Source organism: Variovorax paradoxus (genome assembly GCF_902712855.1).
Classification (GTDB): Bacteria; Pseudomonadota; Gammaproteobacteria; order Burkholderiales; family Burkholderiaceae_C; genus Variovorax; species Variovorax paradoxus_Q.
This window is the reverse complement of record NZ_LR743507.1, coordinates 4594009-4608828: the sequence shown is the minus strand read 5'-3', so window position 1 is coordinate 4608828 and position 14820 is coordinate 4594009. Positions and strand designations below refer to the sequence as shown.

Genomic DNA, 14820 nt, shown 5'->3' with positions numbered 1-14820 from the left:
CTGCGAATCTGTTCATGCGGCGAAGCTCAGGCGTCCTGCGCCAGGGCCTCCGTGCGTTCCTTGCGGTCTTTGCGGTGGGCCGGCGCGAGCGGGCACCTGCCGCAGTGCGTTTCCTCCGGCAGCAGATGGTTCAGGCAGCAATGGCGGTGCAGCTCGACCGTTTCGCGTCCGCCGGCCTTGGGGTGCGCCACGCGCCGCAGCGGGGCATACAGGGGATGAATCCGCTTCTGCGGCCAGGTGGCGTCGCGCAGCAGCCTGTCGCGGTCATGCGCGACCGGCGCGGCGCCACCCGTCAGGGAGAGCGCCTCGTCCAGGATGGTTTCGAGGTGCCGCGCCGCGTTGCTCCAGAGGATCTTCGGCGCGAGCCTCGTGAGCCTGCGAAGGGTCTCGAAGAGCGGCTCGAGATGCTGCCAGAACATCGGCCCGTAGCGCTGCGCGACGCTGGTGCCGTGCATCGGCCGGCCCAGCTCGCGGATGTGGAAGCCGAGCGGGTCGCCGTGCTCGTCGAAGCGCACCCAGACCTCGTCCGGCGCGGCCGGAAACGCATGCTGCAGCACGCTGGCGCCGGCCACCATCGGCGGCAGCCACATGCCCAGGTACTCCAGGCTCCACGCGGACGCCACGGGCCGAAGGTCCGAGGTGCCGGCCCCGAGGTGCCGGGCCTGCCGATGCAGCAGGTCGAGCAGGCGTGCCGGGTGCTGCAGCAGTTCGGCCACGCCGATCGCGTCGGAAGGCGGCTGCGGCGCGCACTGCAGGGCCTCGCCGTGTCGCGCGTGTTCGCCCTGGAACAGGGGTTCCAGCAGCGCGATCATGGTCGTGCCTGGCGGCCTGAAGGCGGACGGAATTCGGCGTGCATGGAGCTAGGACGGATGGAGGGCGCCGGTGTTCACGGGCCGCCCATGAACATTTCGCGGGCCCGACCGTTGAATGGGGAGCGGCCCAGGCTGCCGGCGACCATGGCGCGCGCAGCGCGGTCGTCTTCCACTCGTTATCCGTCCGGTTGCAGGGAGGTCCATGCTGCCGGTCCGCAGTCGCCCACGGGGCGGAAAGACCTTCGCATGACATCTTCGAATGGCAATGCCGCCGAGATCCGGCGCCTGCTGAAGCCCTTTCTTCCGTGGATGGTGTTGTCGGCCGTCACCGGCATCGGCGCCGGCATGGCCACGGTGTCGCTGCTGGCCACCATCAACAAGGTGCTGAACACGCCCGGCGGACTGGCCGGCGGGCTGCTGCTGACCTTTGTCTCGTTGTGCGCGGTCGCGCTGCTCGGCCGGGTCGTCTCGGACGTCTCGACCAACCTCGTGGGCCAACGGCTGGTGTCGCAGGTGCGCAAGAGCCTGGCCCAGAAGATCCTGTCGGCGCCGATCGACGCGCTGGAGCGCTACCGCACGCACCGGCTCATGCCGGTGCTGTCGCAGGACGTGGACATGATCAGCGACGTGGCCTTCGCGCTTTCCGAGACGCTGATTGCGCTGGCCATCGCCCTGGGATGCCTCGCCTACCTGGCGGTGCTGTCGCCACCGCTGTTCGGCATCCTGCTGGTGGCGCTGGTCGCAGGCGCCTCGATCCAGGTGATGGCGCAGTCGCGCGGCGTGGCGGGCTTCTGGAAGGCGCGCGACTACGAGGAGCAGCTGCACAAGGCCTACCGCGGCATCAGCGAGGGCGCCAAGGAACTGCGCATGCACCGGGCACGCCGTGCGCTGGTGTTCGGCTCGCAGATCGAACGCATCGTCGACAACATCCGCACCGTCAACAGCCGCGCGATCAACACCTACGTGGTCGCCACCGCCTTCGGCTCGGCATTGTTCTTCCTGCTGATCGCGCTCATCCTCGGATGGGCGGCGTTCCGCGACACCGACCCCGTGGTGCTGAGCGGCTTCGTGCTGGTGCTGCTGTTCCTCAAGGGCCCGATGGACCAGATCGCCGGCGCGCTGCCGGGCGTGGGCCGCGCCAAGGTGGCGTTCCAGCGCATCGCCGACCTGTCGACCCGCTTCGCCAGCCCCGAGCCGCACCTGCACCTGGACCGCGCGCCCAGCGACGTGCGGCTGGGCGGTGCCATCGAGATGCGCGGCGTGCGCTACGCCTTCGAGGCGGCCGAGGGCAGCGACGCCTTCGTGCTCGGACCGATCGACCTGCGGCTGCACAAGGGCGAACTGGTGTTCGTGGTGGGCGACAACGGTTCCGGCAAGACCACGATGATCAAGCTGCTGTTGGGCCTGTACGCGCCGCAGGGCGGCGAGATCCTGGTCGACGGCAAGGCCGTGGCGCCGGAGGGCCGCGACGACTACCGGCAGCTGTTCACCACGGTGTTCTCCGACTTCTACCTGTTCGAGGATCTCGTCGCCGACGCTCCGGGCGGCGCGACCACCGGCCTGCCCGAAGCGGCGCTGCCGTACCTCGAGCGCCTGGAGATCGCCCACAAGGTCTCCGTGAAGGACGGCTCCTTCACCACCACCGACCTGTCGACCGGCCAGCGCAAGCGCCTGGCGCTGGTGCATGCCTACCTCGAGGGCCGGCCCGTGCTGGTGTTCGACGAATGGGCCGCCGACCAGGACCCGACCTTCCGCCACCTGTTCTACACCGAGCTGCTGCCCGAGCTGCGTGCCAAGGGGCATCTGCTGGTGGTGATCTCGCACGACGACCGCTACTTCCACCTGGCCGACCGCGTGATCACCATGCGCGCGGGCCGCATCGCGGAAGACCGGGCGCATGTCCAGCTGGAGAGCCTTGCCGCATGAACGACGAGTCGCAAGCACGGGAGGCCGGTCCGCGGCCCGCCTTCATGTCGCAACTGCGGGCGGCGGGGTTGCGTCCGTCGGTGGTCCGCCTTTGCGTGCTCCAGACGCTGGCAGATGCCGGCACGGAATGGCAGCGCGGCGAAGAGGTGTTCCGCCGCATGCTGCTGCGGGGCACATCGGTGAGCCTGACCACCGTGTACCGCATCCTCAAGGAGTTCGAGCGCTGCGGTCTCATCGTGCGGGAATGGGTGCGCAGCCGCGGCGGTGCGCTGGCGGTGTTCCGCTACCAGGCGCCGGACGCGGGTTCGGACGCGGTGCGCATGCGCTGCGGCGACTGCGGCGTGGTTGCCGAGGTGCACGACCGCGATCTCCATGAAGTGCTCGCGCGCGTGGCGTTGAGCCGCGGACTGCCGTCCGTGGGCGCATTCGACGTGCAGATCCATGGACCGTGCACGACATGCCGCAATCCGGGCGATGCTGCGCGCAGCGCGCGCGGGCTCGGCGAGGCGGGCGGCGGTGGCGGCAGTGGCGGTGCCATGCTGCCGATGGCCGGTTTCCATGCGCGGCCGCGCACGCATCGCCTCTCGGCCTAACGGGGTGTCTGCTTGATGGGTGCAAGAAAAGGCGCCGGGCGCCGCCATGTGGTGGCCCTGGTGCTGGGCTCCCTCGCGGCCGCCGCGGGTGCGGGCCTGTTGTGGGGGCGCGGCGGTACCGAAGGTTTCGACTCGGTGCCGCTGGCGCACGCCACGATCGAGTCGAGCGTCACCGCGCTGGGCGTGCTGCAGCCGCGACACTACGTCGACGTGGGCGCGCAGGTCTCCGGCCAGATCATGGCACTGCGCGTGCAGCCCGGCGACGTCGTCGCCAAGGGGCAGCTGCTGGTCGAGATCGATCCGAGCGTGCAGCAGGCCACGGTGGACGCGGGCCGTGCGTCGCTGGCCGGCCTGCGGGCCCAGCGCGACGATCAGCAGGCTCAGCACCGCCTGGCCTTGCAGCAGCAGGCGCGCCAGCGGCAGATGGCGGCGGACGGCGCCACGCGCGACGAGGACGTGCAGGCCGCCGAGGCGACGCTCGCCTCGGCCGCTGCGCGCGTGCGCAACCTCGAGGCACAGATCGCGCAGACCCAGGCCACGCTGAAGGCCGACGAGGCGCGCCTGGGCTACACCCGCATCTATGCGCCGATGGCCGGCACCATCGTGTCGGTGGAGGCGCGCGAAGGCCAGACGCTCAATGCCACCTACCAGACGCCGAACGTGCTGCGCATCGCCGACCTTTCGGCGATGACGGTGTGGTCCGAGGTGTCGGAGGCCGATGTGCGGCGCATCAAGGCGGGCATGCCCGTGTACTTCACCACCCTCGGCGAGAACCGGCGCCAGTGGCAGAGCAAGGTGCGCCAGCTGCTGCCCGCGCCGCCGGTGCCGGAAAACAAGCAGGGCGGCAGCGACAGCAGTGCGCGCCAGTCGGCGGCGGCCAGCAAGGTCGTCGTCTATACGGCGCTGTTCGACGTGGACAACGCCGACGGCGAGCTGATGCCGCAGATGACCGCCAAGGTGTCGTTCGTCGAGCATGCGCAGCGGGACGCGCTGTCCGTGCCGCTGGCCGCGCTGACGCCCGTGGCCGGCAGCCATGACCGCTTCACCGCGCGGGTGCTGCGCCCCGACGGCAAGGTGGAGCCGCGCGAGTTGCGCATCGGCGTGCGCAACCGGCTGGCCGGGCAGGTGCTCGAGGGCGCACAGGCCGGCGAACGCATCGTGCTGGGCAAGGCGTCCACGAAATGACGCCGGTCACGAGCGAGAGCGCGAACGGGCGCGGCGAGGCGCGCCGTCCGCTGATCGAACTGCAGGACATCCGCAAGTCCTACGGCGGCACGCGCGAAGGCAAGGCGGGCGATGCGGATGGCGTCGAGGGCAGCCCCGCAGTGACGGTGCTGCACGGCATTTCGCTGCGGCTGTACGCGGGGGAGTTCGTTGCCATCGTCGGCGCGTCGGGATCGGGCAAGTCGACGCTGATGCACATCCTCGGCTGCCTCGACCGGGCAAGCGCCGGGCATTACCTGTTCGATGGACGCGACGTGTCCACGCTCGACGCCGACGCGCTGGCCTGGCTGCGCCGCGAGGCCTTCGGTTTCGTGTTCCAGGGCTACCACCTGGTGCCCAGCGAATCGGTGCTCGAGAACACCGAAATCCCCGCGCTCTACGCCGACATGCCCGAGGCCGAGCGCCACGCGCGCGCGGTGGCGCTGCTGGAGCGGCTCGGCATGGGCGCCCGGCTGCACCACCGGCCGCACCAGCTCTCCGGCGGACAGCAACAGCGCGTGGCGATCGCTCGCGCGCTGATGAACGGCGGGCGCATCATCCTGGCCGACGAGCCCACCGGCGCCCTCGACAGCAGGAGCGGCGCCGAGGTGATGGCGCTGCTGCACGAGCTGGCGGACGCGGGCCACACCATCATCCTCATCACGCACGATCGCTCGGTGGCCGCGCAGGCGCGGCGCATCATCGAGATCCGCGACGGGCGGATCGTCGAGGACTCCGGCGCCGCCAGCGCGCCGGCAGACACCGTGCCGCCCCGGTCGATCGACCTGCAGGACGCCCGCGGCGGCGGTGCCTCCGTGGCCGCGGACATGCGGGAGGCCACGCGCACCGCCTGGCGCGTGATGTGGAGCAACCGGTTCCGCACAGGGCTCACCCTGCTGGGCATCGTGATCGGCGTGGCGTCGGTCATCGTGATGCTCGCGGTCGGCGGCGGTTCGCAGCAGAAGGTGATGGCGCAGTTCGAGACCTTCGGAACGCGCACCATGTTCGTCTCGGCCCAGGTCGCGAGTTCGCGCAACCCCGGCGCGCCGCTGACGCTGGACGACGCGGACGCCATCCGCCTGCTGCCCAACGTGGAAGGCGTCGCGCCCTACATCGAGGACAAGGTGGTGGTGCGCCGCGGCAACGTCGACCACCTGACCGAGGGCGGCGGCGCCACAGTCGATTTCTCGCCGGTGCTCGGCTGGGGCGTGGCCGAGGGGGTGATGTTCGATGCGGGCGACGAGCGTCGCGTCGCCAAGGTCGCGGTGATCGGCCAGACCGTGCGCAAGCTGCTGTTCGCGGACGGCCAGCATCCGGTCGGGCAGGACATCCTGGTCGACAAGGTGCCGTTCCAGGTCGTCGGCGTGCTGGCCGCCAAGGGCGCCAACGACGGTGAAGACCAGGACGACCGCGTGGTGGTGCCGCTGTCCGCGGCCACCACCCGCATCTACGGCCATCCGAACCCGACGTGGATCGCGGTGAAGGTGCACGACATCGAGCGCGCCCAGGAGACCGCCGAGGCCATCGAGGCCCAGCTGGCGCGCCAGCAGCCCGGCCGCGAGGTGCGCATCTGGAACCGCGTGGAGGCCTTGCGCGTGCAGACCGAGACCGCGCGCGCCATGACGCTGATGCTCGGCCTGATCGCCGTGGTGTCGCTCGTCGTGGGCGGTATCGGCGTGATGAACGTGATGCTGATGACGGTGCGCGAGCGCACGCGCGAGATCGGCATCCGCATGGCGACCGGCGCCCGGCAGCGCGACATTCTTCGCCAGTTCATGACCGAGGCCGTGCTCGTGACGTCGGTGGGCGGCACGGCCGGCGTGGCCGCGGGGGTGTGCATCGTGGTCGGGCTGATGCTGGCCGGCGTGCCCGTGCTCTTCTCGTTGCTGGCGAGCGTCGGCGCCTTCGGCTGCGCGGTGCTGACCGGCCTGATCTTCGGCTTCATGCCGGCGCGCAACGCCGCCCGGCTCGATCCGGTCGTAGCGCTGGCGGGGGAGTGACGATGCCGCACGCGCCGCTTGCATTCCGCCTGGGTCCGGTGCTGTCGTGCGCGGCGTTGCTGGCCGGCTGCGCCTTGCAGGCCGACCGCGCCGACCGCACGATCGCGCTGCCCGCCGCCTGGCAGGCCGCACGGTCCGCGCCGTCAGAGCTTCTTGCGGACAGCGGCCCGGTCGACGCGGACTGGTGGCGCAGCTTCGGCAGCGCGGAACTCGACGCTCTGGTTGCACGCGCGCAGGCGCAAAGCAACGACCTCGCCGCCGCTGCCGCGCGCGTGGCGCAAGCCGATGCACTGGCCGGCATCGCCGGCGCGGCGCTGCGGCCGCAGGTCACCGCCACGCTCGACGCTGCGCGCGAGGGACGGCTGGGCGGCTTGGCGGCGGTCGACGGCAGCACCTACGGCGCCGCCTTTGCCGCGCGCTACGAGCTCGACCTGTGGGGCCGCAACGCCGCGTTGCGCGACGAGGCGCTGCAGGGGTTGCGCGCGAGTGCGTTCGCGCGCGACACCGTGCGGCTCACCGTGACGGCCAGCGTCGCTTCCACATGGCTGCTAGGCCAGGCGCTGCGCGAGCGCACCGGCATCGCACAACGCAATCTCGACAACGCACGCCGCGTGCTGGCACTGGTCGAATCCCGCAGCCGTGCCGGCGCCGTGTCGCCGCTGGACCTGGCGCAACAGCGCGGGCTGGTGGCCGCACAGCAGCGCAGCGTGGCGGCGCTGCAGCAGCAGGCGCGCGACGCCGAGGCTGCGCTCGCGGTGCTGCTTGGCGCAACGTCGCCCGAGATCGGGGCGTCCGGACCGGCCGCGCCCGCGCTCGATGCACTGCGCATTCCCGTCATCGGCGCCGGCACGCCGTCGACCCTGCTGGTGCGTCGTCCGGACATCGCCCGCGCCGAGGCGCAACTGGCCGCCGCCGATGCCGATGTGCTGGCCGCACGCGCCGCGCTGCTGCCGACCGTGTCGCTGGGCGCGTCGGTGGGCAGCGGGCAGGCGCGCTTCGGCAGGCTCTTCGACAACCCGGTCTACAGCCTCGCCGCAGGACTGGCGGCGCCGGTCTTCGACGGCGGACGCCTGGCCGGTGGCGGGCGTCTGGCGCAGGCCCGGCGCGGGGAGTTGCTCGCCGCGTACCGGGGCGCGATCGTCGCTGCGTTCGCCGATGCCGAGACAGCGCTCAATGCCGTGTCGTCCACCGACGCACAGGCCGAGGCGCAGGCGGCCGAACTGGCCGAGGCGCGCCGCGCGGCGGTGCTGTCGGAATCCCGCTACCGCGCAGGCGCCGAGACGCTGCTGACGCTGCTCGACGCCCAGCGCACCCTGTACGTGGCGCAGGATCTGTCGGTGCAACTGCGCATGGCGCGGCTGCAGGCACGTGTCTCGCTCTACCGCGCGATGGGCGGCGGCTGGACGAACGACCGCCGCACGACGCGCGCCGCCGATGACGGAACGAGCCGATGCGCCTGATCCTCGTGACCCTTCACAAATGGGCCGGCCTGCTGATCGCGGGCTTCCTCTTCATCTCCGGCTTGACCGGCGCGGTGATCTCGTGGGACCACGAAATCGACGAGTGGCTCAATCCGCACCTGACGGATGCACGCGCCACCGGCCCGGCGCTGCCGCCGCTGGCGCTCGCGCAGCAGATCGAGGCGCGCCATCCGCAGGTGATGGTGATCGCACTGCCCATGGCCGCCGAACCGGGGCACTCGCTGTCGTTCGGCGTCGAGCCGCGCGTCGACCGCGCGACCGGCAAGCTCTTCAAACCCGGCTTCAACCAGGTCTTCGTCGATCCGGCCTCGGGCGAGGAACTCGGCCGGCGCGAGTGGGGCGCGGTCTGGCCGCTGGGCAAGGAGAACTTCGTCTCCTTCCTCTACGTGCTGCACTACAGCCTGCACCTGCCGAAGATGTGGGGTATCGATCGCTGGGGTGTCTGGCTGCTGGGCGCCGTCGCGCTGGTCTGGACCATCGACTGCTTCACCGGCTTCTGGCTGACGCTGCCGGTGCGCCGTGCGCGCCAGACGGAGAAGACGGAGAAGACGGCGGCGAGCGCGCCCGCGGCAGGCAAGGGCTGGTGGCAGCGCTGGAAGCCCTCGTGGAAGATCCGGTGGGGCGGCGGTCCGTACAGGCTCAACTTCGATCTGCACCGCGCCGGCGGGCTGTGGACATGGGCGCTGCTGTTCGTCATCGCGTTCACGGCGTTCTCGCTGAACCTGTACCGCGAGGTGTTCTTTCCGGCGATGTCGCTGGTGTCGAACGCCACGCCGACGCCCTTCGAGCAGCGCGCGCCGACCGCGGAGGAAAAGCCCGTGGTGCCGGTGCTCGGTTATGCCGACGTGCTCGCCAGCGCCACGCAGGAGGCACGGCGCCGGGGCTGGGACGAACCCGTAGGCCAGCTCTTCTATGCGCAGCTGTTCGGCATCTACGGTGCGCAGTTCTATGCGCCGGAGGACGAACACGGTGCCGGCGGCGTGGGGCACCGCGTGCTGTACCTGGACGCGCTCGACGGCCGCTTCGTCGGCAGCAGCGAACCCTGGAAGGGCACGGCCGCCGACATCTTCGTGCAGGCGCAGTTCCCGGTCCATTCGGGGCGCATCCTGGGCTTGCCGGGGCGTATCCTGATCTCGGTCATGGGCCTCGTGGTGGCCATGCTCAGCGTGACCGGCGTGGTGATCTGGCTGCGCAAGCGCCGCGCCCAGGCCCGGAGCCGGCTGCAGCAGGATGGCGCAGGCGCTGCTTCGGTAGGGCTGCCTTCGACGGCGCCGGTGGTGCATGCCGGTGCACGCGGCTGAACATTCGCAGCAGTGGATCGTCACTTTCATCAGAGGCCGCGCGCCCGCTTGCAGACCGCAGCGCGCGCGGCGAACATCCACCCGAACCCACACAGCGCCGGAGTAGCAGCAGTGGCCCCGCAAATCGCGCCGGAGGCGCCGTCCGCCGACGAGACGGCATGGCGTCTCTACATGGAGCTCAGGGAGCGCCCGTGCCGCACGCGCGCGCTGAAGCTCACGCACTGGCTGCGCGAGGACCACGTTGTGCATCCGAAGGCGCTCGAGCGTGCCCTGCGGCTCTGGGCGCTCGCGGGCGCCGCCATGGTGGTCTCGCGCCGACGCAACCTGCATCCCCCCACGGGCGGGATCGAATGACGCGCAGCGCCGTGACCCTGCGTTCCCTCATGCCCGACGAATGCATCCGTACCGCGACATCGCTCTTCGAATGCATGCATGCTTCGCCGACGCTGGAGAACAGCGAGCGGCTGGCGCACTGGCTGGGAACAAATCCGCGGCACGTGCGTGCGCTCGAGATCGCCTTGACGCAGTGGGGATTGGCGCAGTCCGGTCATCCCGTCGCGCCGGCGCACGACGCCTGAGGCCTGAGGCCTGAGGCCTGAAGCCAGGTCTTCAGCGCAGCCGCAGCGCCACGCTGCCGTCGGTGCGCTGCTCGGTCGCAAGCGGCAGGATCGTCGGCAGCACGGCCACGAGGCCGTCGGAATCGTTGGTGCGAAAACGCCCGGAGAGCCGCATGGCGTCGATGCGGGTGTTGGTGGTCACGATCGGCTGGGCGCGGTAGCTGTTGATCGCGCCCAATGCGTCGCCGAGCGGCGTGTTCTCGAAGACCAGCCAGCCGCCGCGCCACGCGGACAGCGCAGCGGTGTCGGTCTGGCGCACCGTGCCGGCGTGGCCGTCGCTGCCGATCTCGAGCAGTTCGCCCTTGCGCAGGTCGATCACCTCGCCCTGTGTGTCCGCGGACCCGGGGCGCACCGGCAGGCGCACCCGCACATGGCCGTGCTCGACGCCCACGGTGACCGGACCACCGCGGTCGCGCACCGTGAAGGCGGTGCCCACCACCTCGACGGTGGCGCTGCGCGTGCGTACTTCGAACGGGCGGTCGCTGTCCGGCGATACCTCGAAGCGCACTTCGCCGCGCGCCATGTCTACGAAGCGGCGCTGCCGATAGAGGGTGACGTCGATCGCGCTCTGCGGTGCCAGGTCGAGCTGGCTGCCCGCAGCACCGCTGCGGCCGTCGGCGAGCGTCACCTTGAGCATCTGCGAGGTGCGCGTGGCATAGGCTGCGCGCCATAGCGGCTGCTGGCGGTACCACTGCACGCCGCGGCCGGCGACCAGGCCCGCGCCGAGCAGGCCGATCGCCGAGAAGAGCATCTTGCGGCGCTGCTGCCGCTGGGTGGACGAAGCCGCCGCTGCAGCCGCGCTGGCCATCAACGCGCCTTCGGGTTCGTCGAAGTGGGCGCGCAGGTCGTTGGCCATGCCGCCGAGGGCGTCCCAGCGCTGCCGCGCTTCCTGTGCGGCCGCCGCATGTTCGGCCGACTTCACGCGCCACTGGTTGAATGCCGTGCGCGCTTGGCCCGCGGCGTCGCCTGGCGCCATCTCGCCTTCGAGGATCAGCGCCAGCGCGCGCTTGACGAGTCGTTCGCGCGGCGCGCCGATCGCCATGCCGCCGCTCACGAGAAGTCTTCGGCCAGGGCCGCGTCGAAGCCGGGGCGGTTCGCCAGGACCTGCGGCTCGATCAGGTCGGCGCGCAGTTCGGCGAACACGCGCGAACAGTCGATGGTGGCGCGCAGCAGGTGCTTGGCCACGGCCATCTCGGTGATGCCGAGCCGCTGCGCGATCTCGGCGCGCGAATGGCCGTACGCACGAAAGAGCAGGAACACCTCGCGGCGGCGCGGCGGGAGCTTTTCCATGGTCTCGACCACGCGCGCGAGCACGCGCTTCTGCGCGACGATGTATTCGCTCGACTGCGCCGTCTGGTGCATGCCGGTGTCGACGTGCGCACCGGCCCACTCCTGCGCCACCTTGCGGCGGCGCGCGTCGTCGATGCACAGGTTGCGCGCGACGCGGAAGAGCAGGGCGCGCGGCGATTCGATGGTCGTGTCCGCAACGTCGAGCGTGCCACCGGCGCGCGGTGCGCCGCGGGCCTTGAGCGCCGACTCGTAGACGCGCTCGAAGCTGGATTGCGCGATGTCCGCGGCGTAGTGCGGATCCCTCAGGTCGCGAGTGAGCTGCCGGCGCAAATCCGCGTAGTGAGCTACCAGTTCCTGAACGAGGTCGCGCATTCTGCCGCCTTCTCGCAAGCTTCGATGGTGAGCCCCGACGCCTTTGCCCGCACGCGATGCAAGCGGGTGCCAGAAAACTTTCGGGGGACTTGAATAAGAACTATTCTTATTGGAGTGTATCACCGAATTGTGACGAGACGACCCTCGGGAAGCGCTCCGGAAAACCGTTCTGCCTTCGCGGTGGATGGCAAAAACTAACGATGTTAGTTTAAGATTTACGGTCAATCTAACGACGTTAGATTTGCGTCGTCTTCAATCCAGCGAGTTCACAGGAAGTTCTCATGTCTTCTTTCAATATCGGCTCCAGCGACACGGCTGGCATCGCCCGCCAGGGCCTGGTAGGGCGCACGCTCGAGCGCCTGTTCCTGCGGTCGGTGCGTGTCGTTGCGGTCCACAGCGTGTCTGCGCGCTTCCGGTTCATCGACCTCGAGTGCGTGGCCTTCGAAGGCCGGCGCTGGTCTCCCGGCCAGAAGCTACAGGTCAAGACCGGCGGCACGCTGGAAACGCGCACCTACACGCCGCTGCGCTGGGATGCCGCGCGCGGCGTGACGCGCATCCTGGCCTTCGCGCACGGCGAAGGGCCCGGCAGCGAATGGGTGCGCCGTGCACGCACGGGCGACCAATGCCAGGTGTTCGGGCCGCGCCGCTCGCTCGATCTCGAAACGCAGCCGGCTTCAACGGTGCTCTTCGGCGACGAGACTTCGTTCGGCCTCGCGGCATCGCTGTGCGGCAGGAACGCAGCAGGGCAGGGCGTGCAGGCCGTGTTCGAGGTCGGCGCCATCGCCGAATCGCGGCAGGTGCTGGACGCGCTCGGCATCCAGTCGCTGGCATTGATGGAGCGCCGCACCGACGACTCGCACCTCGCCGAACTCCAGTCGGCGATGACCGGCGCGGGCACGCCGAACGAGAACGCGCACTACGTGCTGACGGGCAAGGCGTCGTCGATCCGCCAGATGAGCCACGCGCTCAAGGCGCAAGGCGTGCAGGCGAAGCGCATCCAGGCCAAGGCCTACTGGGCCGCGGGCAAGCGCGGGCTCGACTGAACCGGCTCGGCTTGTGCCGAGCGCTGAAGCGTTAGGCGCGCTTCTTCGCCTTGATCCTGTCGGCCAGCCCGGCGATGAAGATGTCGAGGCCGAGCGCGAAGCGCTCTTCGAAATCGGTGTGGAACAGCGCTTCGGCGCAGGCGAAGACCGACGGAAAGCGGTCCTTCGTCATCGCGAGAAGGCTGGGCTGGTTGTCCACCGCGTCGATGGCCTCGTCGGGTTCCAGCGCCTGCTCTTCCATCACGAAGCCGAGCACGTAGTACATCATGCTGAACGAACCCCAGGCAGCCAGTTGGGGGCTGGCGCCGGCGCGCAACAGCGGGGCGGTCATGGCCTCGCCCATGCGCAGCGTGTTGTCGGAAGCCACGTAGGTGCCCGCGTACACGCGCGCGCCGTCGCGGTGCGCCAGCAGGCCTTGCCGCAACTCCTGCCCCACCGTGCGGATCGCCTCCTGCCATGGCACGTCGGTGGCCGGCGCGCGCGCCACGCCCTCGACCAGCGCGTCGGCCATGCCGTCGATCAGCGCCTTCTTGTTCGGAAAGTGCCAGTACAGCGACGGCGCCTGAACCCGCAGGACCTGCGCCAGTGCGCGCATCGTGAGGCCCTCAAGGCCGGTCTCGTCAAGCAGCACCAGGGCCGTTGCAATGATCTGGTCGCGCTGGATTCGCATCGTGGGCTTCTTGATTCTTCTGCGGGAGCAAGGCTGAGGCCGTGAGTGTAGTCAGCGGCTTGACCCGCGCGCGAAGCGGGTGATAGCCTGCCGCCGCCGGAACCGAGGCAAGACCAAAGAACAGAACGGACAACATGACGACTCGCATGCGCCACTCAACCCCGACCTCTTCCACGCCAGCCCATGCCCGCCGATGGGCGCGCACGGCCTGCCATGGCATCCTGTGCGCCTGCGCACTGATGCTCGCGGGCCACGCCGCCGCGCAGAAGCCCCACCAGGGCGCGCTCGATGCGGCCACGCAGAGCAAGGACGAGGCGCTGAAGCTGCTGGAGCGCATGGTGAACATCGACTCCGGTTCCACCACCATCGAAGGGCTCGACAAGGTGCGCGAGATCGCGGTGGACGAACTGCGCAAGCTCGGCGCGCGCATCGAGACGTTTCCGGCCGAGCCGCATCCGGGCACCAACGTGGTCGCCACGCTGACCGGGCAGGGCAAGAAGAAGATCCTGATCCTTGCGCACATGGACACCGTCTTCAAGGACGGCACCGCCGCCGCCAAGCCCTTCTACATCAAGGACGGCCGCGCCTACGGCCCCGGCGTGATGGACGACAAGGGCGGCGTGGTCGCCGGGCTGTACGCGCTGAAGATACTGCAGCAGATCGGCTTCAAGGACTACGGGCAGATCACCTTCCTGCTCGACACCAACGAGGAAACAGGCTCGGTCGGAACCAGCGCGCTGATCGAGCGCGTGGCCAAGCAGCACGACGTGGCGCTCAACCTGGAGCCGGGCCGCCCGGCCGACGGCCTCGTGGTCGAGCGCAAGGGCTCGGCCACCGCGCTGCTGGAGGTGAAGGGCCTGGCCGCGCATGCGGGTGTCGCGCCCGAGGCGGGCCGCAATGCGGCCATGGAACTCGCGCACCAGGTGCTGCAACTGTCGAAGACGGCCGACGCCGCGAAGAAGACCACGGTCAACTTCACCGTGCTGACCGCCAACGGCCCGACCAACGTGATCCCTGCCGCGGCCAGCGCCAAGGCCGACGTGCGCGTGGCCACACCCGAGGAGTTCGACCGCGTCGAGAAGGACATGGTGCGCATCGCGCAGAACAAGCTCATTCCCGAGACCGAAGTGCGCGTGCGCCTGAGCCGCGGGCTGCCGCCGATGCCGCGCCTGCCTTCGTCCGAGAAGCTGGTGAAGATGGCCGAGGGCATCTACGCGGAGATCGGCAAGAAGCTCACCATCGAGAGCAGCGGCGGCGCGGCCGATGCCAGCCTGGTGGCGGGCGTCGGCGTTCCGGTGCTCGACGGCTTCGGCATCGTGGGCGGTGGCATCCACACGCCGGAAGAGTATGCGGAGGTCGAGAGCGTGGTGCCGCGCCTTTACCTGCTCTCGCGGATGCTGATGGACCTTTCGGCGAACTAGGCGCACCCCCAGGCTTCGCGCACTTCGTGTCGCTTCGCCTTGTCCCTTGCAGGGGGCGGCATCCGCGGCCCGGCAAAGCCGGTTCCGCGGT

Annotated in this window: 14 protein-coding genes; 10 read left to right on the top strand and 4 right to left on the bottom strand. The window is 70.2% G+C overall.

Going from position 1 to position 14820, the window contains the following annotated elements; translation table 11 throughout:
* Nucleotides 1-26: 26 nt before the first annotated feature.
* On the bottom strand, nucleotides 27-812 hold the full coding sequence (gene fhuF, locus AACL56_RS21510; RefSeq protein WP_339091834.1) for a siderophore-iron reductase FhuF: 786 nt from the start codon (nucleotides 810-812) through the stop codon (nucleotides 27-29).
* A gap of 246 nt (nucleotides 813-1058) precedes the next feature.
* On the opposite strand from fhuF, the gene AACL56_RS21505 reads away from it, so the two are divergent.
* The 8 genes from AACL56_RS21505 (at nucleotide 1059) to AACL56_RS21470 (ending at nucleotide 9894) form a co-directional block, all read left to right on the top strand.
* A complete protein-coding gene (locus AACL56_RS21505) occupies nucleotides 1059-2738 on the top strand; it encodes a cyclic peptide export ABC transporter (protein ID WP_339091833.1) in 1680 nt (559 codons plus the stop codon).
* Nucleotides 2735-3331: a Fur family transcriptional regulator gene (locus AACL56_RS21500; RefSeq protein ID WP_339091832.1), complete on the top strand. Its 597-nt coding sequence runs from the start codon at nucleotides 2735-2737 to the stop codon at nucleotides 3329-3331. The genes AACL56_RS21505 and AACL56_RS21500 overlap by 4 nt, the downstream gene beginning before the upstream one ends.
* Nucleotides 3332-3346: 15 nt before the next feature.
* Nucleotides 3347-4516: an efflux RND transporter periplasmic adaptor subunit gene (locus AACL56_RS21495; protein WP_339091830.1), complete on the top strand. Its 1170-nt coding sequence runs from the start codon at nucleotides 3347-3349 to the stop codon at nucleotides 4514-4516.
* Nucleotides 4513-6534: an ABC transporter permease gene (locus tag AACL56_RS21490; protein WP_339091829.1), complete on the top strand. Its 2022-nt coding sequence runs from the start codon at nucleotides 4513-4515 to the stop codon at nucleotides 6532-6534. The genes AACL56_RS21495 and AACL56_RS21490 overlap by 4 nt, the downstream gene beginning before the upstream one ends.
* 2 nt (nucleotides 6535-6536) lie before the next feature.
* Nucleotides 6537-7994: an efflux transporter outer membrane subunit gene (locus AACL56_RS21485; RefSeq protein WP_339091828.1), complete on the top strand. Its 1458-nt coding sequence runs from the start codon at nucleotides 6537-6539 to the stop codon at nucleotides 7992-7994.
* The gene (locus AACL56_RS21480) at nucleotides 7985-9316 is read left to right on the top strand and encodes a PepSY-associated TM helix domain-containing protein (protein ID WP_339091827.1); all 1332 of its coding nucleotides are present in this window, start codon (nucleotides 7985-7987) and stop codon (nucleotides 9314-9316) included. Before AACL56_RS21485 ends, AACL56_RS21480 begins: the two co-directional genes overlap by 10 nt.
* A gap of 111 nt (nucleotides 9317-9427) precedes the next feature.
* Nucleotides 9428-9670: a hypothetical protein gene (locus AACL56_RS21475; RefSeq protein WP_339091825.1), complete on the top strand. Its 243-nt coding sequence runs from the start codon at nucleotides 9428-9430 to the stop codon at nucleotides 9668-9670.
* Nucleotides 9671-9681: 11 nt separating this feature from the next.
* Nucleotides 9682-9894 (top strand): hypothetical protein, encoded by a 213-nt coding sequence (locus AACL56_RS21470; RefSeq protein ID WP_339091824.1) that lies wholly within the window; start codon nucleotides 9682-9684, stop codon nucleotides 9892-9894.
* A gap of 31 nt (nucleotides 9895-9925) precedes the next feature.
* Here AACL56_RS21470 and AACL56_RS21465 read toward each other — a convergent pair whose 3' ends face one another.
* Nucleotides 9926-10987, bottom strand: coding sequence for a FecR family protein (locus AACL56_RS21465; protein WP_339091823.1), 1062 nt, complete (start codon nucleotides 10985-10987; stop codon nucleotides 9926-9928).
* Nucleotides 10984-11595 carry an RNA polymerase sigma factor gene (locus AACL56_RS21460; RefSeq protein WP_339091822.1) on the bottom strand — a complete coding sequence of 204 codons (612 nt, stop codon included), beginning with the start codon at nucleotides 11593-11595 and terminating at the stop codon, nucleotides 10984-10986. The genes AACL56_RS21465 and AACL56_RS21460 overlap by 4 nt, the downstream gene beginning before the upstream one ends.
* A gap of 281 nt (nucleotides 11596-11876) precedes the next feature.
* Between AACL56_RS21460 and AACL56_RS21455 the strand changes: the two genes are divergently transcribed.
* Nucleotides 11877-12638 (top strand): siderophore-interacting protein, encoded by a 762-nt coding sequence (locus AACL56_RS21455; RefSeq protein ID WP_339091821.1) that lies wholly within the window; start codon nucleotides 11877-11879, stop codon nucleotides 12636-12638.
* A 31-nt stretch (nucleotides 12639-12669) separates the two neighbouring features.
* Here AACL56_RS21455 and AACL56_RS21450 read toward each other — a convergent pair whose 3' ends face one another.
* The gene (locus tag AACL56_RS21450) at nucleotides 12670-13308 is read right to left on the bottom strand and encodes a TetR/AcrR family transcriptional regulator C-terminal domain-containing protein (protein WP_339091820.1); all 639 of its coding nucleotides are present in this window, start codon (nucleotides 13306-13308) and stop codon (nucleotides 12670-12672) included.
* Nucleotides 13309-13547: 239 nt separating this feature from the next.
* Here AACL56_RS21450 and AACL56_RS21445 point away from each other — a divergent pair, with 239 nt between their 5' ends.
* Complete coding sequence (locus AACL56_RS21445; RefSeq protein WP_339092916.1) at nucleotides 13548-14729, top strand: glutamate carboxypeptidase; 1182 nt, start codon at nucleotides 13548-13550, stop codon at nucleotides 14727-14729.
* The last annotated feature ends 91 nt before the right edge of the window (nucleotides 14730-14820 follow it).

What these genes read in the sequence shown, in the direction of transcription:
- fhuF (WP_339091834.1), bottom strand. Translation starts at nt 812, where the DNA reads ATGATCGCGCTGCTGGAACCCCTGTTCCAGGGCGAACACGCGCGACAC.
- AACL56_RS21505 (WP_339091833.1), top strand. Translation starts at nt 1,059, where the DNA reads ATGACATCTTCGAATGGCAATGCCGCCGAGATCCGGCGCCTGCTGAAG.
- AACL56_RS21500 (WP_339091832.1), top strand. Translation starts at nt 2,735, where the DNA reads ATGAACGACGAGTCGCAAGCACGGGAGGCCGGTCCGCGGCCCGCCTTC.
- AACL56_RS21495 (WP_339091830.1), top strand. Translation starts at nt 3,347, where the DNA reads ATGGGTGCAAGAAAAGGCGCCGGGCGCCGCCATGTGGTGGCCCTGGTG.
- AACL56_RS21490 (WP_339091829.1), top strand. Translation starts at nt 4,513, where the DNA reads ATGACGCCGGTCACGAGCGAGAGCGCGAACGGGCGCGGCGAGGCGCGC.
- AACL56_RS21485 (WP_339091828.1), top strand. Translation starts at nt 6,537, where the DNA reads ATGCCGCACGCGCCGCTTGCATTCCGCCTGGGTCCGGTGCTGTCGTGC.
- AACL56_RS21480 (WP_339091827.1), top strand. Translation starts at nt 7,985, where the DNA reads ATGCGCCTGATCCTCGTGACCCTTCACAAATGGGCCGGCCTGCTGATC.
- AACL56_RS21460 (WP_339091822.1), bottom strand. Translation starts at nt 11,595, where the DNA reads ATGCGCGACCTCGTTCAGGAACTGGTAGCTCACTACGCGGATTTGCGC.
- AACL56_RS21455 (WP_339091821.1), top strand. Translation starts at nt 11,877, where the DNA reads ATGTCTTCTTTCAATATCGGCTCCAGCGACACGGCTGGCATCGCCCGC.
- AACL56_RS21450 (WP_339091820.1), bottom strand. Translation starts at nt 13,308, where the DNA reads ATGCGAATCCAGCGCGACCAGATCATTGCAACGGCCCTGGTGCTGCTT.
- AACL56_RS21445 (WP_339092916.1), top strand. Translation starts at nt 13,548, where the DNA reads ATGCTCGCGGGCCACGCCGCCGCGCAGAAGCCCCACCAGGGCGCGCTC.